The sequence below is a fragment of the Sphingobacterium sp. ML3W genome, assembly GCF_029542085.1.
In the GTDB taxonomy this organism is placed as follows: Bacteria; Bacteroidota; Bacteroidia; order Sphingobacteriales; family Sphingobacteriaceae; genus Sphingobacterium.
The window spans coordinates 2,596,981-2,616,443 of sequence record NZ_CP107036.1 but is presented as its reverse complement, the minus strand read 5'-3'; the positions used below and the strand labels follow the sequence as shown (position 1 = coordinate 2,616,443).

The following is a 19,463-nucleotide window of genomic DNA, read 5'->3' as shown; positions in this document are numbered from 1 at the left end:
GGACTGTTTACAGTTGTGCTAGTGTTAAAATTAGTTAAAAAGACAATCAATTCCTAATTTTGCGGCACAAAAAACAAAACAATCACATCTAAGATGAAAAAGTCTTTACTTTTTTTTGCACTTGTTTTTGCTAGCTATGGCACGGTTCATGCACAAACGGCAAATACTAGTTCGGTTTCAGGAGTTGTAAAAGAGGCTACTGGACAAACAGTTAAAGGAGCAACCATTAAAATCACCCACATCCCAAGTGGACAAGTTGTAAGCGGCTCAGCTGATGCTCAAGGAAAATTTCAAATTTCAAATCTTCAAGAGGGCGGTCCCTACAAAGTGGAAGTTACCTACATTGGTGAAACTCCGGTTGTCATTGAAAACATCATGTTGAAATCGGGCGAATCGTTGAATATAAATCCGACTTTTTCGGAGGGCTCTTCAACGGATTTAGATGAGGTTGTTGTTGTTGGTCATGGTGTTATTGATATTGCTGTAGGTAGAAAAACACCTATTGCAGTATCTACAATCCATAAAAGAGATTTAGAGGAAAAAGTAGGAGCACAGGATATTACTTCAGCGCTTGCAAATACGCCATCTGTATATATTACTGGTCAGGCCAAAGGTTTTGGAGAGTCTTCAATGACTACACGTGGTTTTGACCAGTCCAATACGGCATTTTTATTGAACGGTCAGCCGATCAATGGTATGGATAATGGTAGCGTATATTGGTCCAACTGGTCTGGTCTTACAGATATTGCTTCTTTGGTACAGATTCAACGTGGTCTGGGGGCTTCTAAATTAGCCATTTCATCTGTAGGGGGAACTGTAAACTATGTGACGCAATCCACTTCGATGAAAGAAGGTGGTTTTGTGCGGACAACAGTCGGTAACGACATGTTTATGAAAGCTACTGTTGGTTACAATACAGGTTTGATGAGAAACGGATTTGCTGTTTCGGCAATGTTTACACAATGGTCTGGTGACGGCTATATGGATCATACTGAAGGTGCAGGGCAGAGCTATTTCCTTTCTGTAGGTTATAAGGCAAGTGAAAAGCACAATCTTAACTTGATGATTACAGGAGCCCCGCAATGGCATAACCAAGGATTTACATCTAAATTATCAAATTACTTACAATATGGTAAGCGATACAATGATAACTATAAAGATGTCAATGGGGTGATGATGAATCCACAGAAGAACTTTTATCACAAACCAGTTGCTAACTTAAACTGGGATTGGACCATCGATGATAAATCTTCATTATCTACAGTAGTATATGCTTCTTTGGCTGCTGGTGGTGGCCAAGGGTTAAGAGGTGACAAGTACAACAAAGAAAAATACCTAGCAGCCGATGTGAACAATCACCAATGGTTTGGCGTTGTTTCAAACTACAACCGTAAACTTTCAGAGTCTTTGAATTTTAACATTGGTTTTGATGTCAGAGATTATAAAGGTACACATTATCGTAAGTTAACTGATCCACTTGCCAATACAAATGGTGTGTTGTTGGGCGGTAATATTAATATTACTGATCCGGTATATGTAACCAATACATATTCCACTAATCCTTGGAAAGCTTTCTCAAGCAAGCCTGATTCTCGTGAAGACAGACTGTCTTGGGACTATAACCAATATATCCGCTACGGAGGTTTATTTGGTCAATTGGAATATGCTAAAAATGGTTTTACAGCATTTTTCCAAGGATCAGTTTCTGAACAACAAAATAAGCGCTACGATTATTTTCAATATACACCAGGAAATGAAAAATCCAAAACAGTTAACAACTTTGGATACAATACCAAAGGTGGTGTAAGTTATACTTTGGGTAAACACAGTCTTTTTGCTAATGCAGGGTATTATTCCCGTCAGCCTTATCAAAACAATATTTTCATGAATTATGCAAATGATATCAATGAAAATGCTGACAATGAAAAAATTCTGGGTTTAGAAGCTGGATATAAATTTGCTTCTAGATTCTTGGATGTGAATGTGAATGTTTACCGTACAACTTGGGAAAATCGAGTTACAGGTAGCTCTAGACTGGCAACAGATAAGGACGTTGCTAAATATAACCCCCAGAATGATCCGAGCGTTTTGCTTGCAGGACAATATATCTATACGTCAAATTATGGTGTTAAACAGGATCATAAAGGGGCTGAATTAGACATTGCTGCTCGTCCGTTTCATGGGCTTACTTTAACTGGTTTTGCATCAATCGGTGATTGGAAATATGATGGAAAAGTAACAGCTATTGAACGCAATGATAACCGTGTTGAACTAGGTAGAGAAGAGGTAGATTTGACTGGAGAGCATGTTGGAAATGCTGCGCAGACAACTTATGGTTTCGGTGCTAAATATATTGTATTCAAAGGGTTTTCAGTTGATGGTAACTACAGACAGTACGATCGCCTATATTCTTCAAGACATAGAACAGTTGAAGAAGATGGTAAAAAAGTTGGTCGAGTAATTGAGCTTCCTTCTTTCAATCTACTGGATGCCGGATTATCCTATGAGGTTAAAGTAAGTGATAAAAATACAATGAGTTTCCGTGTTAATATGAATAACGTATTAAACAAATTCTATATTTCCGAGGCGACCTCCAGTACAGTAACGACAAATGCTGACAATATCTGGAATGGTATTGATACATCCAATTTTGTATTGATCGGTCAGGGCAGAACCTGGAACGCTTCAGTGAAATTTACGTTCTAGTAAAATCCTATTTGTAATAAAAAGACTCACATTTTTGTGGGTCTTTTTTTGTTTTTTAATAAAAACTTAATACTTTTAGGTGATCTAACTGCCAACCTGATGTTGCATAAATTAATTTGTCTGGAAAATTTACAGATAGGTACCGTTTATTTTTCCGCTTTTGTGGTAAACCTGGATGGTGGAAATACCGGTTTTGCTTTATTTATTAACCAAGAAAACGACCCGATTTTTATTTTTCGAAAAGAGAAGAAAAATGAAGTGTCTTTTCATGTCAATGAAGACCAGTTTTTTTGGATTGTAAGAAATAGTCAGTTTACAGCCGGTGAACGCCAAAGCTTTTTCGCCGAGTTTGTTGAGTTCTTACGTTTAATGGAAGACAAGGTTTCTAATTATGTCTTTAAACGTGAAAAGCTTGTCAGATTTACGAATTCAAGGGATATCGTTCGGTACAAATACCTCTATTTGACCGGTGAGTTGAACTAAATGGTTTCTATTTAAATAGGAAATGGAGGCGGTTAAATTTCTTTTGTATCGAAATTTAGCTTAGTTTTGGGTATGAAGCAAATGATATCAAATCTATCTGTTACCCTTCGCGGCAATGCTGTTACAGCGGCGGATTTTAAACTTCCCACACCTATATTGCTTGCTAAATTTTCTTTTTTGCCAATTTCGTCTTTTTTTCCAAAGGATATCATTCCCTTTTCCGCGGATGAGTTTGATCACATCCAACAAGCAGATATCAAACTCCTGTTACAAGGCTTTTCGATGGGGATTATTGCTGATAACGATCCTGTGCAAGTCCTGGAAGAAGTCATTGTGTTGTCAAACAGTACGCTGGCATACAGTTACCTTGGACTCTATTATTTTAAAATAAAAGCCTATGAAGAAGCGATCGCTGTCTATAGCAGGGCAATTGAACATTTTAAAGAGGAACCCTATTTTTATGCAAGCCGATGCCTAGTCTATCGCTTGATCGGTGAAGATGAGGGCGCATTTTATGATTACCAGATTGCCAAAAGATTGGATTTTAATTATCACAGTGTATTGGAATGGCAGGAAAATCAGGCCGAAGTGAGCTATTTTGAAGCCGAAAATCTGGTTATTCAAGAGCTGGAATCTACGCCCAAAGAACTCAGTACGGACGAACTGAATTCATTAGGACTTGAATATGTACATTGTTATGATTATCTGAAGGCGATCGAATTGTATACCTCAGCCATCAATAAAAATACAACAGGAGATAGTAACCTCTTTGTTTTCAGAGGAAGTCTCTATCTTAAATTGACCTGCTTTGAGTTGGCTTTAAATGATTTTAATCAGGCGATCGAGCTGGATGAAAATCAAACTGCTGCCTATGTATTCCGTGCCAAGGTGTTTGAATCTTACCGTTATTCCGAAAAAGCACTTGAAGATTATGCGAAAGCGGAAGAAAATGACAGCAACTCATCTATTGTGTATGAAGAACGGGCTTCTTTATTTGAACGTCTGGGCTGTCTTCCTGAGGCATTGTCTGATTTCGACCGTTTGGTCGAACTGAATCCTGATGACTTTTATGTGTATTCTTTGCGAGCCGATCTCAAGGAAAAATTGGAAGACATGCATGGCGCATTGGTGGATTATTCGACAGCTATTGAATTGAATCCCTATTATTCAGACTTATATTCTTATCGCGCTGCTATCAAAGAAAAGCTCGGCGATGCAGTGGGGGCGAAGCTCGATTTAGATAAGTTTAATGAATTGGAAGACGAGTAAGCCATCAAAAAGAAAAAGCTTTCCCAGGAGAATTGAATTGAGACTGCGGGAAGAATGAATACAATTAAATAGAAAGGTGGCTATCCGAATTTGGATAGCCACCTTCTATTTTTAGTTGAGGTTCCTCTGGAACTGCAATTGTTCTACGTTAAACCAGTTCAGATCCTACTTAATGATACGTTTAATCTTATTGGAACGCTTGATGAGTTTATGCAATTTATCATAATCTTCGCTCGCGATTGAATCATGTAAGGATTGCAATTGTTTGATATGTTCCTCCAGGACTTCCAGTACATTTTCGCGATTCTGTTTGAAGATAGGTGTCCACATATCGGGTGAACTTTTAGCCAAACGGACTGTAGATTCAAAACCTGATCCTGCCAGCTCAAATATACGTCCCTGCGATTTCTCCTTTTCCAATACGGTCAATGCTAGTGCGAATGAAGTAAGATGGGAGATATGCGACACATAAGCTGTATGCACATCGTGTTCGTCCGCATTCATAAAGCAGGTACGCATCTCCAGTTGATCTGTGATCGCATCAGTAACTTCGAACGCATCTTCATCCGTTCTAAAGGCCTCAACATAGACCATCATCTTCCCTTTGAATAAGCCTGCTACAGCAGCTTCGGGACCAGAATATTCCGTACCGGCCATCGGGTGACCTGCAATATAGCGCCCTCTATTGGGGTGATCTTTGATTTTGTTGAGTATGTTTGTCTTGGTAGATCCCATGTCGATAACGACCTGGTCTGTCACCTGATCAAGGATCTGAGGAACGACCTGCAAAATCGCATCAACGGGAATAGTCAATATAAGTACCTTACAGTTCTTTATTGCTTCTTCCAAAGTCATTGCTTCGTCGATAAAGCCTATCTGCTTGGCTTTGTCAAGATTTTTTTCACTTTTATCTACACCAATGATCTTACTGCAGAATTTTGTTTCTTTTAAGCGGATGGCAACTGAGCCGCCAATTAAGCCTACGCCTACGATGGCAATATTCATATGTGAATAATTATTTATTCGTGTTTGTCTTTCAAAGCCCATATGAGATATCCGGATTATATTTATTTGTCTGCTGTAATCGCGGAAACTTCATTTGATTGAAATGTTAATTTTGAAAAATGTGTCTAGAAATTATCCTTAATACGTTGGATGGATTCTTCAAGAACTTCTACTGTGGCACAGAGACTGATCCGGATATACTGATTCCCTCCATCTCCAAAAATCCCTCCCGGTGTGATAAACACACGTGCTTTGTCCAAGACAGCATCGCTAAGCGCATAACCATCCTTATAGGAATTTGGGATTTGAGCCCATACAAATAAACCAACCTGATCTTTTTGGTATGAACAGCCCAATAAGTTCATGATTTCATAGACTTTATGACGTCTATCTGCATAAATTTTATTAAGATCCTGATACCATGAATCTTGCAGTTGTAAGGCTTTTGCTGCCGCCAATTGAACTGGCAAAAACATTCCGGAGTCCATATTGCTTTTAAAACGTAACACCTGATTGATACGCTCTTCGCTACCAACCAATGCTCCGACTCTCCAGCCAGCCATATTGGATGATTTGCTCAGTGAATTTAATTCTATCGCGACCTCTTTTGCGCCTTCCACGCTCATGATACTACGCGGTTTGTCAGTCAGGATAAAACTATAGGGGTTATCATGACAGATAAGAATATTGAATTCCTTTGCAAATTCAATCAGTTCTTTGTAAAACGCATCCGAAGCCGAGGCACCCGTAGGCATGTGTGGATAATTGATCCACATCAATTTAACTTTTGATAGGTCTTGTTTCCGAAGTTCGTCAAAGTCAATCAGCCAATTTTTTTCCTGTGTAAGCTTATAGGTGATCGATTCAGCTCCACTCAATCTTACAGCCGCAGCATAAGCAGGGTAGCCGGGATTGGGGATTAAAGCCTTGTCTCCTTCCTGTAGGTAAGTCATGCAAATATGTACAATACCTTCTTTCGATCCAATAAGTGGTAGGATTTCCGTATTGGGATTAAAAGTGGCCTGATAATAGCGTTGATACCAATCGGCAACAGCCTGTCTTAAAGCTGGAGCCCCTTTGTAATTTTGATAGCCATGTACATTTGGAAGTTGGGCATTCGTATTCAATGTCGCTATTACCTCCGGATGAGGGGGTAAGTCAGGACTTCCAATTCCTAGATTGATTACACGTGCACCCTGTTTGTTAAGCTCATCTATTTCTCTTAGTTTTTTCGAGAAGTAGTATTCTTCAGTTTGCTGCAATCTTTTGGCAACGTCTATTTGCATTTTATTTTTAATAATTTTGGTATTTGAATGAAGCTAAATTAGGGAATTATCTATAAAAAGTAGCTATTTTTGTCTTTTTTTCAAATGAATAGCACGATCATCGTTTCATACTTGCCCTTGGGAATTTTATTGAATAGAACTGTATGAGTGCTTTTCTTGATTAATTTGTTATTTTTGTTCAATTTCCTCGCTTAACAGAATTTTAATGGAAGAGGAGAGGTCGGCAAATTATTTTTTGTATCAAATTAATTTGTCTTAGTTCAAAATAAATGAAAACATATTTTAGGCTCTTATCATTTGCTAAACCCATTGAGAAATTTGCGATTCCCTATGTAATCTGCACCTTGATTACGGTTGTTTTTAGCACTTTAAATTTAGCATTACTCGCTCCATTACTCCATACACTTTTTAATACCGGTAAATCTGTCACTGAAGTTGTAAAACCTGAGGCTTATACGGATATTCTGGCCTGGTTTAATTACTATGCGAATGTAGCAAATAGCCAGCTTGGTGCTTATGGTGCATTAAAGTACGTTTGTATTGTTATTGTAATTTCTGTATTTATCAGTAATCTTTTCCGTTATTTCTGCCAGCGGATTATGGAAAATTTTCGCATTCACACCTTGTTGAAACTACGCAGGGCAGTATTTGACAATGTGATGGATCTGCATGTCGGTTATTTTACGGGACAGCGGAAAGGAGATATCGTTTCCAAGGTTGCTTCCGATGTACAGGTTGTACAGTATTCGGTAACGGGTACTCTACAGGTCGTATTCAAAGAACCTTTGCAGCTGATCGCGTATATTGTGATGTTGTTTAATATCTCGGCCAAGCTGACCTTCTTTTCTTTATTGGTTATTCCGATTTCAGCATTTTTTATAGCACGAATTGTAAAAAATTTAAAAAGCCAGGCGCGTTCAGCTCAGGAATCCTATGGAAATATGATATCCTATCTGGATGAGGCATTATCCGGTATTAAAATCATCAAAGCCTTTAATGCAGTATCTTTTATAAAAAATAGATTTCATAATGAGAACGAACGATATGCCAATATTGGTCGGGCAATGGCGAAGAGACAACAATTGGGTTCTCCTGTTTCGGAGCTGCTGGGGGTGATGATGGTTGCTATTATTTTATTGTATGGCGGGCATTTGGTGCTATCTGGAGATAAAAGTTTGACGGCACCTGCATTTATCGCTTATATAGCCATTTTCTCGCAGGTCATGCGCCCGGCAAAAGCATTGACAGATGCTTTTAGTGGTATTCATAATGGCCTTGCAGCAGGAGAACGGGTGTTGGAATTAGTTGATGAACGCAGTGAGGTGACCGACAAACCGAATGCGAAAAAGGTCGAAAGCTTCGAGCAACGTATTGTTTTTAAAGATGTAAATTTCGCTTATACAAAAGATAAGAAGATTCTTCAGGGGATAGACCTTGAGATTGAAAAAGGGAAAGTAATTGCATTAGTCGGTCCCTCAGGTGGCGGGAAATCAACATTAGTGGATCTCATTCCACGATTTATGGATGTCACTGACGGACAGATCCTGTTTGATGGTGTGGATCTAAGGGATCTGGATCAGGATTCTTTACGTAGTATGATCGGGGTGGTCAATCAGGAATCAATTTTATTTAATGATACGATTTTCAATAATATCGCATTTGCCAATCTAGCCGCTAGTCAGGAAGAAATCGAAGCAGCTGCCAAAATAGCCAATGCACATGAGTTTATTCTAAAGACAGATCAGGGGTACCAAACCAATATTGGCGATCGGGGCGGTAAATTGTCAGGTGGACAGCGTCAGCGGATCTGTATTGCACGTGCGGTATTGAAAAATCCACCGATTATGCTGCTCGATGAGGCCACTTCGGCCCTGGATACCGAATCCGAGAAACTAGTACAAGATTCCCTTTATAAATTGATGGATAATCGCACAACAGTCGTGATTGCCCATCGTTTAAGTACCATTCAGAATGCGGATAAGATTGTGGTCATCGAAGCTGGGAAAATTGTTGAAACAGGTAGCCATAGTGAATTGCTACAGCATAATGGCTTATATAAGAAGTTAATTGAGATGCAGCAATTTACCGACTAAGCATGTCGTTTTAGGAACGTTTTGTTTGTCTTTGTAGGACTAAACATGACGCAATCCTGAATGAGTGTTATCACATTTTATTATAACTTTTGTCGCCTTTTAGGTACATTTGTTTAAGATAGGAGATACATTAATGAACGCAATAGATAAATTAAATTTCTTGATCAATGATAAACATTTAGACGTTGAATTAAGAAATATAGCCGAGAAAGTTTTGCGAGAGGAGCGTATCACTTTTGATGAAGGAGTTCTTTTATACGAAAAAGGTGAATTAGGCTATCTTGGTGTTCTCGCCAATTATATCCGCGAGAAACGTCATGGAGACCATACCTTCTTTAACCGTAATTTTCACATTGAGCCCACGAATGTCTGTGTATATGATTGTAAATTCTGTTCGTATTCCAGACTAATTAAAGAGCGCGCCGAAGGTTGGGAAATGGAAGTCGATGGCATGATGGATATTGTGAAGAAATATGACAATGAAGCCGTTACTGAAGTGCATATTACAGGTGGTGTTGTGCCGAAGCAAAACCTCGAGTTTTATGCGGATTTCTTTAAAAGATGTAAAGCACATCGACCCGAATTACATATTAAGGGACTCACGCCAGTAGAATATTATTACATTTTCAAGAAAGCAAAGTTGAGTCACTACGATGGACTGAAATATTTGCAATCTTGTGGTCTCGATTCGATGCCCGGCGGTGGAGCAGAAATCTTTCATCCGGAAATTCGGGAACAGATTGCGCATGATAAGTGTACGGCAGAGCAGTGGTTAGATATTCACGAGCAAGCACATCGTCTCGGCATGCATACAAATGCAACGATGTTATACGGTCATATTGAGCAATTTTGGCATCGGGTAGATCATATGGAACGTTTGCGACAGCTTCAGGATAAAACGGGCGGCTTCCAGACTTTTATTCCATTGAAATTTCGAAATAAGGAGAACCAGATGTCACATATCCCTGAGGTGTCTGTTATCGAAGATTTAAGAAATTATGCGATCGCACGGATCTACATGGATAATTTTGATCATATCAAAGCCTACTGGGCTATGATATCAAGAGATACTGCACAATTGTCCCTAGCTTTTGGCGTGGACGATATTGATGGTACGTTGGACGATACGACCAAAATATACAGTATGGCTGGTGCGGAAGAGCAAAAACCTGGAATGACAACAAAAGAGGTTGTGGAATTGATTAAAAAGGTAGGCCGTCATCCCATTGAACGCGATACATTGTATAATGTGGTAACTGACTATAATGATGTTGTCTTTGAAGAGGATACCAAAAAGAAAAGTTATTATGCACTACCTGTTGTGAACCCATAAACTAGATCATATTCATTTTGAAAAAGACATTTTATTTTATACGACACGGACAGACTGATTTAAATCTAAAGGGCATAGTGCAGGGGAGGGGGGTTAATTCTCCATTAAATGAAACAGGCATGGCCCAGGCTCAGGCTTTCTTTGAACGGTACAATACAGTGCCTTTTGACAAAGTATATACCTCGACTTTATTACGGACCCATCAGACGGTAAAAGGCTTTATTGACCAAAATTTACCCTGGGAACAGCTTGTCGGGTTGGACGAAATCAGCTGGGGAATCTACGAAGGGAAAGAGCAGACGCCTGAGTTGTTGTCTGGTTTTGAGCAATTAGTTGCTGCATGGCGCAACGGAGAATTGAATGTCAGTATTGAAAATGGAGAATCTCCTAATGCATTAATGGAACGCCAGCAGGTTGCATTGGATCATATGCTGGCCCAAACAAATGAAGAAAATATCCTTGTTTGTATGCATGGCCGTGCCCTACGTATCATGCTTTGCCTCATGACTGGTATTGATGCCCGATATATGGATGATTTTCCACACACAAATACTGCTTTATATAAATTGCTGTATAATAATGGTCAATTTGAAATTATAGACCATTACAATACAGACCACCTAGAAGCATTGATGAATGAATAAAATTAGAGTTTCAGCCGTATCGTATACAAACACATATCCGTTTTTGAACGGAATACGCAAATCAAAGGTAATGGATCAGATTGATCTCAGTGTCGATTATCCAAGTGCCTGCGCACAAAAAGTAATAGATGACGAGGCGGATATGGGAATTATTCCGACTGCCGCACTACTAAGTCTTCCTGAATATTATATCAATACAGATTTTTGTATCGGAACTGAAGGTGCCGTTGATTCGGTGTTTATTTTTTCCAATAAGCCCATTACGGAGGTGGATACCCTCAGACTGGATAAGCAATCGCGTACTTCTAATGGCCTTGCCCGTGTGCTGCTAAAGAATTATTGGAAAAGAGAGATTCAGTTGATTACAGATGATAGTGTGGAACCGGATGCTTATGTTCTGATCGGTGACCGCACCTTCGGTAAAAAGAATACCGTACCCTACGTTTATGACTTGGGGAAGGAATGGTTTGATTTTACAGGATTGCCGTTTGCGTTTGCCCTTTGGGTAAGCAATAAAAAGCTGCCTGAATCGTTTGTGAAAGATTTCAATGATGCCCTAGCTTATGGCGTGGCTCATGCGACCGACGTCATTGAAGGTCTCCCCGAATTTGAAGGGTTTGATTATACAAAATATTTAACGGCACATCTTGATTTTCATCTAACGGATCAAAAACGGGAAGCTGTACAGCGTTATCTTGGCTATTTAAAAGATCTGGATTGATCAAATAAAGCGCAATGCGCTACATATAAAAAAAAGAGGTTTGTTCAACAAACCTCTTTTTTTTATATGTAAATATACCTTGTTATGCTTTCTACGTTCTTCCGACTTTAACTTTTCGGCCTTTGACCTTCTGTCCGTTTGCGGCATTGATGATCGCTAAAGCCAGTTTACGTCTGACAGCAACATAAGCAATTTTGTCTTTGACTTCGATAATTCCGATATCGTCTTTTTCGATGCCTTCCAGACTTAATAGAAAGCCGACGATGTCAATTTTGTTGACCTTATCCTTCCTTCCGGCGCTGACATAGAGTGTAGCGAAAGGTGAGTTTTCGGGCAGGTCATAAAAGTCCGGGAACTCCTCTTCTGCCGTATCTTCCAAAATGTAAGGGTAATTTTCTTCAGGTTTTAAAATGACATATACATCACCTTTTGCCTGCATGCGCGCCGTGCGTCCATTACGGTGTGTAAAATCATCTTCTTTATGTGGAAGCTGATAGTGAATGATTGCATCCACTTCAGGGATATCCAATCCCCGTGCAGCAAGGTCTGTGGTAATCAGGACATTATTAGAGTGGTTTCTGAATTTTAGCAGCGCCAGCTCTCTGTCCTGTTGCTCCAAACCACCATGAAAGATGTCATGGATGATATTACGATTATCCAATAGGTCGCTGATATGGTCAACAGCATCACGATGGTTGCAAAAAATAATCATTTTTTTTGTACCGATCTTGCAGATAAGTTTTAAAAGCGCTTCCAGTTTCTTTTGACTGGTTGCAACTACTTTTTTTATCGTGATCCGCGGGATATTGTTTGCATCTTTCAGGAAATCGACAGTAATGGGATCCTGAATCTGCGTAAAAGCCGGAATGGTCTCCATTGTTGTCGCAGAGGTCAATATGCGCGACTTAATTTTTGGCATGTGACGAATAATAAAATCCATTTGCTGATGAAAGCCAAGCTCCAATGACTTGTCAAATTCATCTAGTATTATGGTATGGATCTGTGTCGGATCAAAATTTCCCTCTTCAAGATGCTGTTTTATTCGACCTGGGGTACCAATAAGAATAGATGGCGCATCTTTGAATGCGTTTTTTTCGATACGTATGCTATGTCCGCCATAGGCACAGGTCACTTTGTATCCTGTTGCTAATTTTCGGATGACTTGCTCGATCTGTAAGGAGAGTTCACGGGTAGGTACTAAAACCAAAACCTGTACTTCACGCGCGATATCTTTTAGCTGTTGTAGTATTAATAATGAAAAGGCTAAGGTTTTTCCTGATCCTGTAGGAGAGAGCAAGATGAGATCTTTATCTTGTTGATAGGTGTCCAATACCTTTTGTTGCATTTCATTCAGGGATGAAATGCCTAATTTATTTAAAATAGCTTCTAGCTGCATAGTACAAAAGTACTAATTAAAACGAAAAGGTAACCCATCTCTTTCAGATGGATTACCTTTGTCAGATTTTTGTATAAGACTTTATAGCGCCGGACGCTTTTTAAAGCTTTAAAGTGTAATACTTTAAAAGTATTGGTTTAGAGTATGTCAATACCTTCTTCGCGTAAAGCTTGTTTTTTATCTTCTTCCCAGATACTGACCTGTACTTCACCGATATGTTGCTTTTTAAGCATAAACATACAGACACGTGATTGACCGATACCACCGCCCATAGATTCGGGTAATTCATCGTTAAGAAGCATGCTATGAAAGGTTAGTTTAGACTTTTCGCTGCAATTTCTAATTTCCATCTGATGGGCTAATGCTGTTTTGTCGACACGGATCCCCATGGATGAAAGTTCGAATGCTGAATTTAAAATAGGATTCCAAACAAGGATATCACCATTTAACCCATTGTAGCCAGCTTCATTTGTTGTACTCCAATCGTCGTAATCTGCCGCCCGACCATCATGTGCTACCCCATTGCTCAGTGCACCGCCAATGCCGTAAAGAAATACCGCACCGTGTTCTTTTGTGATGGCATTTTCTCGTTCTTTGGCACTTAAGTCTGGGTACTTTTGCAATAACTCCTCCGAAGAGATAAATGTAATGGTCTCTGGAAGGATCGCTTTTATCTGAGGGTATTTACATTCCACCTGTAATTCTGTAAATCGAAGTGATTCGTATATATTGAGTACCGTATCTTTCAGGAGAACCAAATTACGTTGATCTTTTCCGATTACTTTTTCCCAGTCCCATTGATCCACATAAATGGAATGTATAGGCGTGTAATCTTCGTCCGGACGAAGGGCTTTCATGTCTGTGACAATACCTTCACCTGGTAACATTTCAAGCTCTTTTAAGCGTACTCTTTTCCATTTCGCCAATGAATGAACCACGACTGCACGCTTTTCATTTAAAGATTTGATCGGAAAGGAAACAGGGCGCTCGATGCCATTCAGATCATCGTTTAATCCTGTGCCGTCCAAGACCACCAGTGGTGATGAAATTGGAATCAGATTTAACTTGTTTTTTAATTCTTGGACAAATGTATCTTTAACGAAGCTGATAGCAACTTCGGTATTTAAAAGTTTTCTTCCCTCCATATGAGTCAATTGAAAAGCCATGTACGGATCGTTGTACATCGCATCATTTTTCTTATTCAGTTATTTGATACAAAAATATGAAAATATCATTTGCTAATATGTTTTGTTGTGATTTTTGATATTTATCTATTAAAATGTTGAAAAAATATAAATATTACAAGAAAAAGCGAATAGGTCAATATGTAATTGTTAAACTATTAATTTGTCGGTGCAACTAAACTCAGCCGACCTAATAAAAAAAGCCCTGAAAATTATTTCAGGGCTTTTTTTATTTTATGGAATGGGATCCGCTTATACCGAGAAACTCTCGCCACAGGCACATGTACGGCTTGCATTTGGATTATGGAATTCAAATCCTTTTCCGTCCAACCCATCGGAGTAATCAAGTTCCGTTCCCGCTAAATAGAGGAATGATTTGATATCCAAACAGATTTTAACTCCTTTATCTTCGAAAAACTGGTCTCCCTTTTTTTCCTCATTATCGAAATTCAGTTTATAGCTTAAGCCTGAGCAACCACCACTTTCTACAGCAACACGCACAAAGTAATTGTCGTCATATTGCTCATCCTTCATGATTGCCTCGATACGAGTTTTTGCTTTATCAGTAACTGTAATCATAGTTGTATCTTTGTCTACAACAAAGATACATACAATATCGCTATATTTCGTCTGCTCTTAAGTTTTTAGAATGTCATAAATTAACTGATCAATCCAGCCTTATAAAGTTGCCATATGGGCGATTGATCTCTTATTTTTTGTACAGCCTCTTTGATTAATTGTGCGCATTGTAGGATTTCTTCATCTGTGGTCAATATACTTAGACTAAATCTGATTGCAGAAAGTGCATCTTCTTTGGATATACCCATGGCGAGCAGTACATGTGAGGGTTCCCTTGATCCGGTAACACAGGCGGAGCCGGAGGATAGGGCCAAAGTAGGACAGGCGGTCATAATCTCGCTTGCGAGTACATGCTTGAAACTGATATAGCTTGTCGTCGGTAGGCGGAGGGTATTTTGCCCATGTATAATAATTTCAGGAATATCAGCCAGTTCGGCTTCCAATAGATCCCGATATGCCCGAACGATTGTATAGGCTTGTGGGTTTAGCATAGAGATCGCCTTTCCAAAGCCGACGATGGCCGGAACATTGTAGGTGCCCCCCCGAAAACCATTCTCCTGACCACCACCTAAAATTAATGAAGTAAGCTGAATGGGCTTTGATTTGCGTCGGATATAAAGTGCACCAATTCCTTTTGGGCCATGAATTTTATGTGCACTCAGACATAAAAGATCAATAGGAAGCTGCTGGAGGTCGATCGCAACTTTTCCGATTGCTTGTGTGGCGTCGCAAAAAAATAGAATATCTTCTTTATTGCAGATGGAGGCCACCTGTTCGATCTCAGTCAGTACACCAGTCTCATTATTCGCAGCCATCAGACAGATTAATATGGTTTTGGCGGTAATGGCATTTTTAAGATCATCCAAGACTATGTGCCCCTGACTGTCAACGGGAAGATAGGTGATTTGAGCCCCTTGTTTGCTCAGTTGTTCACAGCAGCTTAATACTGCTTTATGCTCTGTAGTGGCTGTAATGATATGATTTCCTTGAGACCGGTATTTATCAAATACACCCTGCAGTACGGTATTGATGCTTTCGGTAGCTCCGGAATTGAAAAAAATTTCCTTTGGCGTACAATGTAAAGCCTCGGCGACTTGCGCTCTGCTCTGTTGAATCGCTGCATTTGCGGCTCTACCCATCTGGTGATAAACACTGGACGCATTTGCATAATTTTGGATGAAATATGGGATCATCTCCTGCCATACTTCATCCAAAATTCGGGTGGTTGCATTGTTGTCCAAATATAGGATATCCTTCATCAGCATAAAGATAAGGATAATGATGTTTATGCAGAAGCTTTCACATCAACTTCCTTCTTTTTGACATTGGGATCATAGCGCAATCCCGGCGTCAGCCAATACATCAAAATGACACGTGAATATCGGTAATTGAAAGGAGACATTAATACAACACTTAATATAGCAACAGTCGCATAAAGAATGAAGGACGAATCATTGCCGGTAAGGATGTAAGTTGCCATACAGGCCGTCACCATCTCTGCGATAGCAAATGCATAGGTGACATACATCGCACCATAGAAATAACCCGGCTCACGCTCATAACGGAGACCACAGTATTCACAATGACTGTTCATCTTTTGTACCTTTAGGCCATAGGCAGGGCCTTTGTAGACATGACCGACTCTACATCTTGGACATTTTGCTTGCCATGCGGCTTTGAATTCCGATAGTTCGTATTTAACTTCTTCCATAGTTATAGTTGTTTTCTGAACTCCTCGGGTGTGAGATCAGTGGATTTTTTAAAAAATTTGGTGAAATAAGAGTTGTCCTTAAACTGCAATTCATTTGCAATTTCAGTGATATTTAAATTTCGATTAATTAACAGTCGCTTTGCTTCCAGGACAATCCGGTTGCGGATGATCTCTCCAGCGGACTGACCGATATAGGATTTACAGATCGCATTCAGGTGATTTGGGGTGATAAATAGTTGATCCGCATATACACTCGGTAATTTGGTAGATTTAAACTGTTGTTCAACCAATTGCTGAAAGCTATTGAATATTTTATGATTATAGGGGTTGCTTCCGTCTTTTTGTTCCTTTTCTGAACAAATGGAGACATATAATAGAAATTGGAGTAGCAGTGTACGGATATAATCTTCGGATAGGCCGCTAGACTTCGCCGATAAGATTTCATCCAGAATATTCGTTGCCTGAGCACGACAAGGTCCTTCCAGTTCAAAAATTAAATGCTCAATTTTGCCCTGTAGGAAACTGAAACGCTCCAGATAATCTGTACGTAATAAAAACGATTGGAAATAGTCGACCGAAAAATTGACGACATAGCCTCCTTCATCGCCGACAAAATTCCAGGTATGCACTTGACCCGGAGCCATGAAGTAGATTTGAAAGGGTTTAATTTTATAATGATTGAAATCGATGATGTGATCACCTGAACCTTTCGTAAATAATACAAAATGAAAAAAATTGTGCTTGTGAGGAAACACCATATTCGCATGTTTGATGACGTATTCACTTAAGTCATCAATATGGATAGTTGTTTTATTGTTGAGATCGAGACTGCAACTATCTATAATAGGAATGGTGTTTTTTCTATTCATACTACAAAGTTAGCTCAAATATTCTTTTTATAGTGGTGTTAATTTGGTCTTTTGTGGTATTTTTCAACGATTTTAATATTTTGAAAGGTAAGTTTGGATGTTGGAACAATCCTTGTTTCAAAAAGCATGGAAATATATTTAATAAACATGGAAAGTAATTTAAATAGTCTAGGGACTAGATTTGGACGATTGACCGATATCGTCATTGATTCAATACCAGGTATTATAGGTGGTATTATTTTATTGATTATTGGCAAATATGTTATCGATCTGGTCAACCGATTATTGCACAAGCGTTTTGAGAAGAGAAATGTTGATCCTTCAATACGTGCATTTATCTCCAGTATCGTAAGGATTGTGATGTGGGTGATGTTGATGTTGACCGTTGCCAGTCAGATTGGCATACAGACGACCTCCTTTATAGCGGCATTGTCTGCCTTTGGTTTGGCTGTCGGTATGGCACTTCAGGGAAGCCTAAGCAACTTTGCCGGTGGGGTGTTGATCCTGATGTTTAGACCTTTCGAAGTAGGAGACTACATCTCAAGTGCGAATGGTACAGCCGGAACTGTCGAGCGGATTGATATTTTATATTCAACATTGATTGGTGACGATGGCGTGCGAATCTTTAGTCCGAATGGTCCATTAGCTAATTCGGTGATCAAGAATTATACAAAAATCGTTCAACGGATGTTTGAATATACTGTAAGCATATCGTACGATAAGAACATAAAGGACGCAAAGGATATTATCCTTCGGGTGCTTCGCTCGAATGAGACCGTTTTGACTACACCCGAACCGACAGTATTTGTGAAAGAACTGGGAACGAGCGCTATTGTGTTGACCGTAAGAGCATGGACAAAGCGCGAGCATTATTGGCCGGCAAGGAATTCAATGCAGGAAAAAATTATGCTTGAACTGGAACGAAATGATATGAGTGTAGCTCCGAATCCAACACAGATCAGCATTATTTCTAATGGGAACGATCAGGGAAAACAAGTCAAAACAGATATTTAATCATCTGCCAGGGCACGAATAAGAATAAAGTACCGGTAGGCTAATATGGCCTGTTGGTACTTTTTTAGTTTCAAGGGATCCTGCTTCCCATATTTGGGAAGGATTGCTTTATTGAGCTTATTCAGGAACTGAAAGAAATGTCGTTTCATGAATATACTTCTGGATTTATAGTTTGTGGCATCTTTTCACCTTTGATCGCTGCCAATAAATTGCTTGCCGCCATTAGGGCCATATTGTCTCTGGTTTCCACAGTTGCAGATCCGATATGCGGTAGAATACATACGTTTTCAAGATTCAGTAGTGGGTTGTCTGCTGCCATGGGTTCAGGGTTTGTGACATCGAGTCCCGCTCCCCATAATTCACCTGTGCGTAAAGCATTGGCGAGGTCTTCTTCCTGCACTAATCCGCCACGTGCCGTATTGACCAGAATCGCGGAGTTTTTCATGCGCTTAAATGTATCCCGATTAAATCTATTGGATGTCTCCGCTGTGAGTGCAGCGTGAATGGAAAGCACGTCACTTTGGGTTAACAGATCATCAAAGTTGACATATCTCGCCCCCAAGATCCGTTCAGCTTCCAAGTTCCGCCCACGGTTATAATAAATGATTTCCATATTATAAGCAGCCCTTGCTTTACGGGCAAATTCAAGACCGATCCGTCCAAGCCCATAGATACCCAATGTTTTATTATTGAGTTCGATACCCAGATGTGCTGTGGGGTCGAAACCTTTCCATTGGCCTTGCAAAATCTGTTTGTGATTGAAGAAAGCTTTCCTGGAAACGGCCAGCATCAATAGGAAAGCAACATCAGCTGTAGCGCCAGAAAGCACACCTGGTGTATTGCTCACAGGGATCCCATATTTCGTTGCTGCAAGGATGTCAACGTTATCGTAACCGACACTCATAAGGGATAACGCTTTAAGATTGGGACAGTTTTGGAAAAATTCTTCGTCAAACTTTTGCATACCACCATTTAGTACATAATCGACCTGTTGTCCTGCCCGGATAAGTTCGGTAGGGGAAAGCGGGGTAGCGGAATCATGTATTGCTACCTCATGTCCAGTTGTCGTTAATAGATCGATACCTTTTTGAGGGATTCGTTTTGTGATAAATATCTTCATGTAAATGTAATGCTATCGTGGAGCCTGTTGTAAAATAAAATTATAAGTGC

18 protein-coding genes are annotated in these 19,463 nt (G+C 39.6%); 8 read left to right on the top strand and 10 right to left on the bottom strand.

Going from position 1 to position 19,463, the window contains the following annotated elements:
* The first annotated feature begins 93 nt into the window (after window positions 1-93).
* The 3 genes from OGI71_RS11305 (at window position 94) to OGI71_RS11295 (ending at window position 4,458) form a co-directional block, all read left to right on the top strand.
* Window positions 94-2,706: a TonB-dependent receptor gene (locus OGI71_RS11305; protein ID WP_282255555.1), complete on the top strand. Its 2,613-nt coding sequence runs from the start codon at window positions 94-96 to the stop codon at window positions 2,704-2,706.
* A 99-nt stretch (window positions 2,707-2,805) separates the two neighbouring features.
* Window positions 2,806-3,189, top strand: coding sequence for a hypothetical protein (locus OGI71_RS11300; RefSeq protein WP_120258474.1), 384 nt, complete (start codon window positions 2,806-2,808; stop codon window positions 3,187-3,189).
* Window positions 3,190-3,261: 72 nt separating this feature from the next.
* On the top strand, window positions 3,262-4,458 hold the full coding sequence (locus tag OGI71_RS11295) for a hypothetical protein (RefSeq protein WP_282255554.1): 1,197 nt from the start codon (window positions 3,262-3,264) through the stop codon (window positions 4,456-4,458).
* 165 nt (window positions 4,459-4,623) lie between these two features.
* On the opposite strand, the gene OGI71_RS11290 is transcribed toward OGI71_RS11295, so the two are convergent.
* Together OGI71_RS11290 and OGI71_RS11285 are read right to left on the bottom strand one after the other, a co-directional pair.
* A complete protein-coding gene (locus tag OGI71_RS11290; RefSeq protein WP_282255553.1) occupies window positions 4,624-5,505 on the bottom strand; it encodes a prephenate dehydrogenase in 882 nt (293 codons plus the stop codon).
* An 83-nt stretch (window positions 5,506-5,588) separates the two neighbouring features.
* On the bottom strand, window positions 5,589-6,749 hold the full coding sequence (locus tag OGI71_RS11285) for an aminotransferase class I/II-fold pyridoxal phosphate-dependent enzyme (RefSeq protein ID WP_282255552.1): 1,161 nt from the start codon (window positions 6,747-6,749) through the stop codon (window positions 5,589-5,591).
* A gap of 269 nt (window positions 6,750-7,018) precedes the next feature.
* Here OGI71_RS11285 and OGI71_RS11280 point away from each other — a divergent pair, with 269 nt between their 5' ends.
* The 4 genes from OGI71_RS11280 (at window position 7,019) to OGI71_RS11265 (ending at window position 11,540) form a co-directional block, all read left to right on the top strand.
* The gene (locus OGI71_RS11280) at window positions 7,019-8,842 is read left to right on the top strand and encodes an ABC transporter ATP-binding protein (RefSeq protein WP_282255550.1); all 1,824 of its coding nucleotides are present in this window, start codon (window positions 7,019-7,021) and stop codon (window positions 8,840-8,842) included.
* Window positions 8,843-8,975: 133 nt separating this feature from the next.
* Window positions 8,976-10,175 carry an aminofutalosine synthase MqnE gene (gene mqnE / locus OGI71_RS11275; RefSeq protein ID WP_282255549.1) on the top strand — a complete coding sequence of 400 codons (1,200 nt, stop codon included), beginning with the start codon at window positions 8,976-8,978 and terminating at the stop codon, window positions 10,173-10,175.
* Window positions 10,176-10,192: 17 nt separating this feature from the next.
* Window positions 10,193-10,819, top strand: coding sequence for a histidine phosphatase family protein (locus tag OGI71_RS11270; RefSeq protein ID WP_282255548.1), 627 nt, complete (start codon window positions 10,193-10,195; stop codon window positions 10,817-10,819).
* Window positions 10,812-11,540 (top strand): menaquinone biosynthesis protein, encoded by a 729-nt coding sequence (locus OGI71_RS11265; RefSeq protein WP_282255547.1) that lies wholly within the window; start codon window positions 10,812-10,814, stop codon window positions 11,538-11,540. The genes OGI71_RS11270 and OGI71_RS11265 overlap by 8 nt, the downstream gene beginning before the upstream one ends.
* A gap of 91 nt (window positions 11,541-11,631) precedes the next feature.
* Here OGI71_RS11265 and OGI71_RS11260 read toward each other — a convergent pair whose 3' ends face one another.
* The 6 genes from OGI71_RS11260 to OGI71_RS11235 form a co-directional block, all read right to left on the bottom strand.
* Window positions 11,632-12,936, bottom strand: a complete 1,305-nt coding sequence (locus OGI71_RS11260; RefSeq protein ID WP_282255546.1) for a DEAD/DEAH box helicase — start codon at window positions 12,934-12,936, stop codon at window positions 11,632-11,634.
* A 137-nt stretch (window positions 12,937-13,073) separates the two neighbouring features.
* Complete coding sequence (gene asnA / locus OGI71_RS11255) at window positions 13,074-14,120, bottom strand: aspartate--ammonia ligase (protein ID WP_282255544.1); 1,047 nt, start codon at window positions 14,118-14,120, stop codon at window positions 13,074-13,076.
* Between the two features lie 252 nt (window positions 14,121-14,372).
* Window positions 14,373-14,699, bottom strand: a complete 327-nt coding sequence (locus OGI71_RS11250) for an iron-sulfur cluster assembly accessory protein (protein WP_282255543.1) — start codon at window positions 14,697-14,699, stop codon at window positions 14,373-14,375.
* An 80-nt stretch (window positions 14,700-14,779) separates the two neighbouring features.
* Window positions 14,780-15,958 (bottom strand): cysteine desulfurase family protein, encoded by a 1,179-nt coding sequence (locus OGI71_RS11245; protein ID WP_282255542.1) that lies wholly within the window; start codon window positions 15,956-15,958, stop codon window positions 14,780-14,782.
* Between the two features lie 26 nt (window positions 15,959-15,984).
* The gene (locus OGI71_RS11240) at window positions 15,985-16,410 is read right to left on the bottom strand and encodes a DUF983 domain-containing protein (protein WP_120258463.1); all 426 of its coding nucleotides are present in this window, start codon (window positions 16,408-16,410) and stop codon (window positions 15,985-15,987) included.
* Window positions 16,411-16,412: 2 nt separating this feature from the next.
* Window positions 16,413-17,279 carry a helix-turn-helix transcriptional regulator gene (locus OGI71_RS11235; protein ID WP_104382702.1) on the bottom strand — a complete coding sequence of 289 codons (867 nt, stop codon included), beginning with the start codon at window positions 17,277-17,279 and terminating at the stop codon, window positions 16,413-16,415.
* Window positions 17,280-17,426: 147 nt separating this feature from the next.
* On the opposite strand from OGI71_RS11235, the gene OGI71_RS11230 reads away from it, so the two are divergent.
* Window positions 17,427-18,293 (top strand): mechanosensitive ion channel family protein, encoded by an 867-nt coding sequence (locus OGI71_RS11230; protein WP_104382701.1) that lies wholly within the window; start codon window positions 17,427-17,429, stop codon window positions 18,291-18,293.
* Here the strand turns inward: OGI71_RS11230 and OGI71_RS11225 are convergent.
* The gene (locus tag OGI71_RS11225; RefSeq protein WP_199768590.1) at window positions 18,290-18,442 is read right to left on the bottom strand and encodes a hypothetical protein; all 153 of its coding nucleotides are present in this window, start codon (window positions 18,440-18,442) and stop codon (window positions 18,290-18,292) included. The two genes, OGI71_RS11230 and OGI71_RS11225, sit on opposite strands and share 4 nt — an antisense overlap.
* Window positions 18,439-19,413, bottom strand: a complete 975-nt coding sequence (locus tag OGI71_RS11220) for a D-glycerate dehydrogenase (RefSeq protein ID WP_282255539.1) — start codon at window positions 19,411-19,413, stop codon at window positions 18,439-18,441. The genes OGI71_RS11225 and OGI71_RS11220 overlap by 4 nt, the downstream gene beginning before the upstream one ends.
* Window positions 19,414-19,463 lie beyond the last annotated feature (50 nt).

Bases quoted from the DNA above. Each gene is read 5' to 3' on its own strand.
- OGI71_RS11305 (WP_282255555.1), top strand. From the start codon at position 94: ATGAAAAAGTCTTTACTTTTTTTTGCACTTGTTTTTGCTAGCTATGGC.
- OGI71_RS11300 (WP_120258474.1), top strand. From the start codon at position 2,806: ATGTTGCATAAATTAATTTGTCTGGAAAATTTACAGATAGGTACCGTT.
- OGI71_RS11295 (WP_282255554.1), top strand. From the start codon at position 3,262: ATGAAGCAAATGATATCAAATCTATCTGTTACCCTTCGCGGCAATGCT.
- OGI71_RS11290 (WP_282255553.1), bottom strand. From the start codon at position 5,505: ATGGGCTTTGAAAGACAAACACGAATAAATAATTATTCACATATGAAT.
- OGI71_RS11285 (WP_282255552.1), bottom strand. From the start codon at position 6,749: ATGCAAATAGACGTTGCCAAAAGATTGCAGCAAACTGAAGAATACTAC.
- OGI71_RS11280 (WP_282255550.1), top strand. From the start codon at position 7,019: ATGAAAACATATTTTAGGCTCTTATCATTTGCTAAACCCATTGAGAAA.
- mqnE (WP_282255549.1), top strand. From the start codon at position 8,976: ATGAACGCAATAGATAAATTAAATTTCTTGATCAATGATAAACATTTA.
- OGI71_RS11265 (WP_282255547.1), top strand. From the start codon at position 10,812: ATGAATAAAATTAGAGTTTCAGCCGTATCGTATACAAACACATATCCG.
- OGI71_RS11260 (WP_282255546.1), bottom strand. From the start codon at position 12,936: ATGCAGCTAGAAGCTATTTTAAATAAATTAGGCATTTCATCCCTGAAT.
- asnA (WP_282255544.1), bottom strand. From the start codon at position 14,120: ATGTACAACGATCCGTACATGGCTTTTCAATTGACTCATATGGAGGGA.
- OGI71_RS11250 (WP_282255543.1), bottom strand. From the start codon at position 14,699: ATGATTACAGTTACTGATAAAGCAAAAACTCGTATCGAGGCAATCATG.
- OGI71_RS11245 (WP_282255542.1), bottom strand. From the start codon at position 15,958: ATGAAGGATATCCTATATTTGGACAACAATGCAACCACCCGAATTTTG.
- OGI71_RS11240 (WP_120258463.1), bottom strand. From the start codon at position 16,410: ATGGAAGAAGTTAAATACGAACTATCGGAATTCAAAGCCGCATGGCAA.
- OGI71_RS11235 (WP_104382702.1), bottom strand. From the start codon at position 17,279: ATGAATAGAAAAAACACCATTCCTATTATAGATAGTTGCAGTCTCGAT.
- OGI71_RS11230 (WP_104382701.1), top strand. From the start codon at position 17,427: ATGGAAAGTAATTTAAATAGTCTAGGGACTAGATTTGGACGATTGACC.
- OGI71_RS11225 (WP_199768590.1), bottom strand. From the start codon at position 18,442: ATGAAACGACATTTCTTTCAGTTCCTGAATAAGCTCAATAAAGCAATC.
- OGI71_RS11220 (WP_282255539.1), bottom strand. From the start codon at position 19,413: ATGAAGATATTTATCACAAAACGAATCCCTCAAAAAGGTATCGATCTA.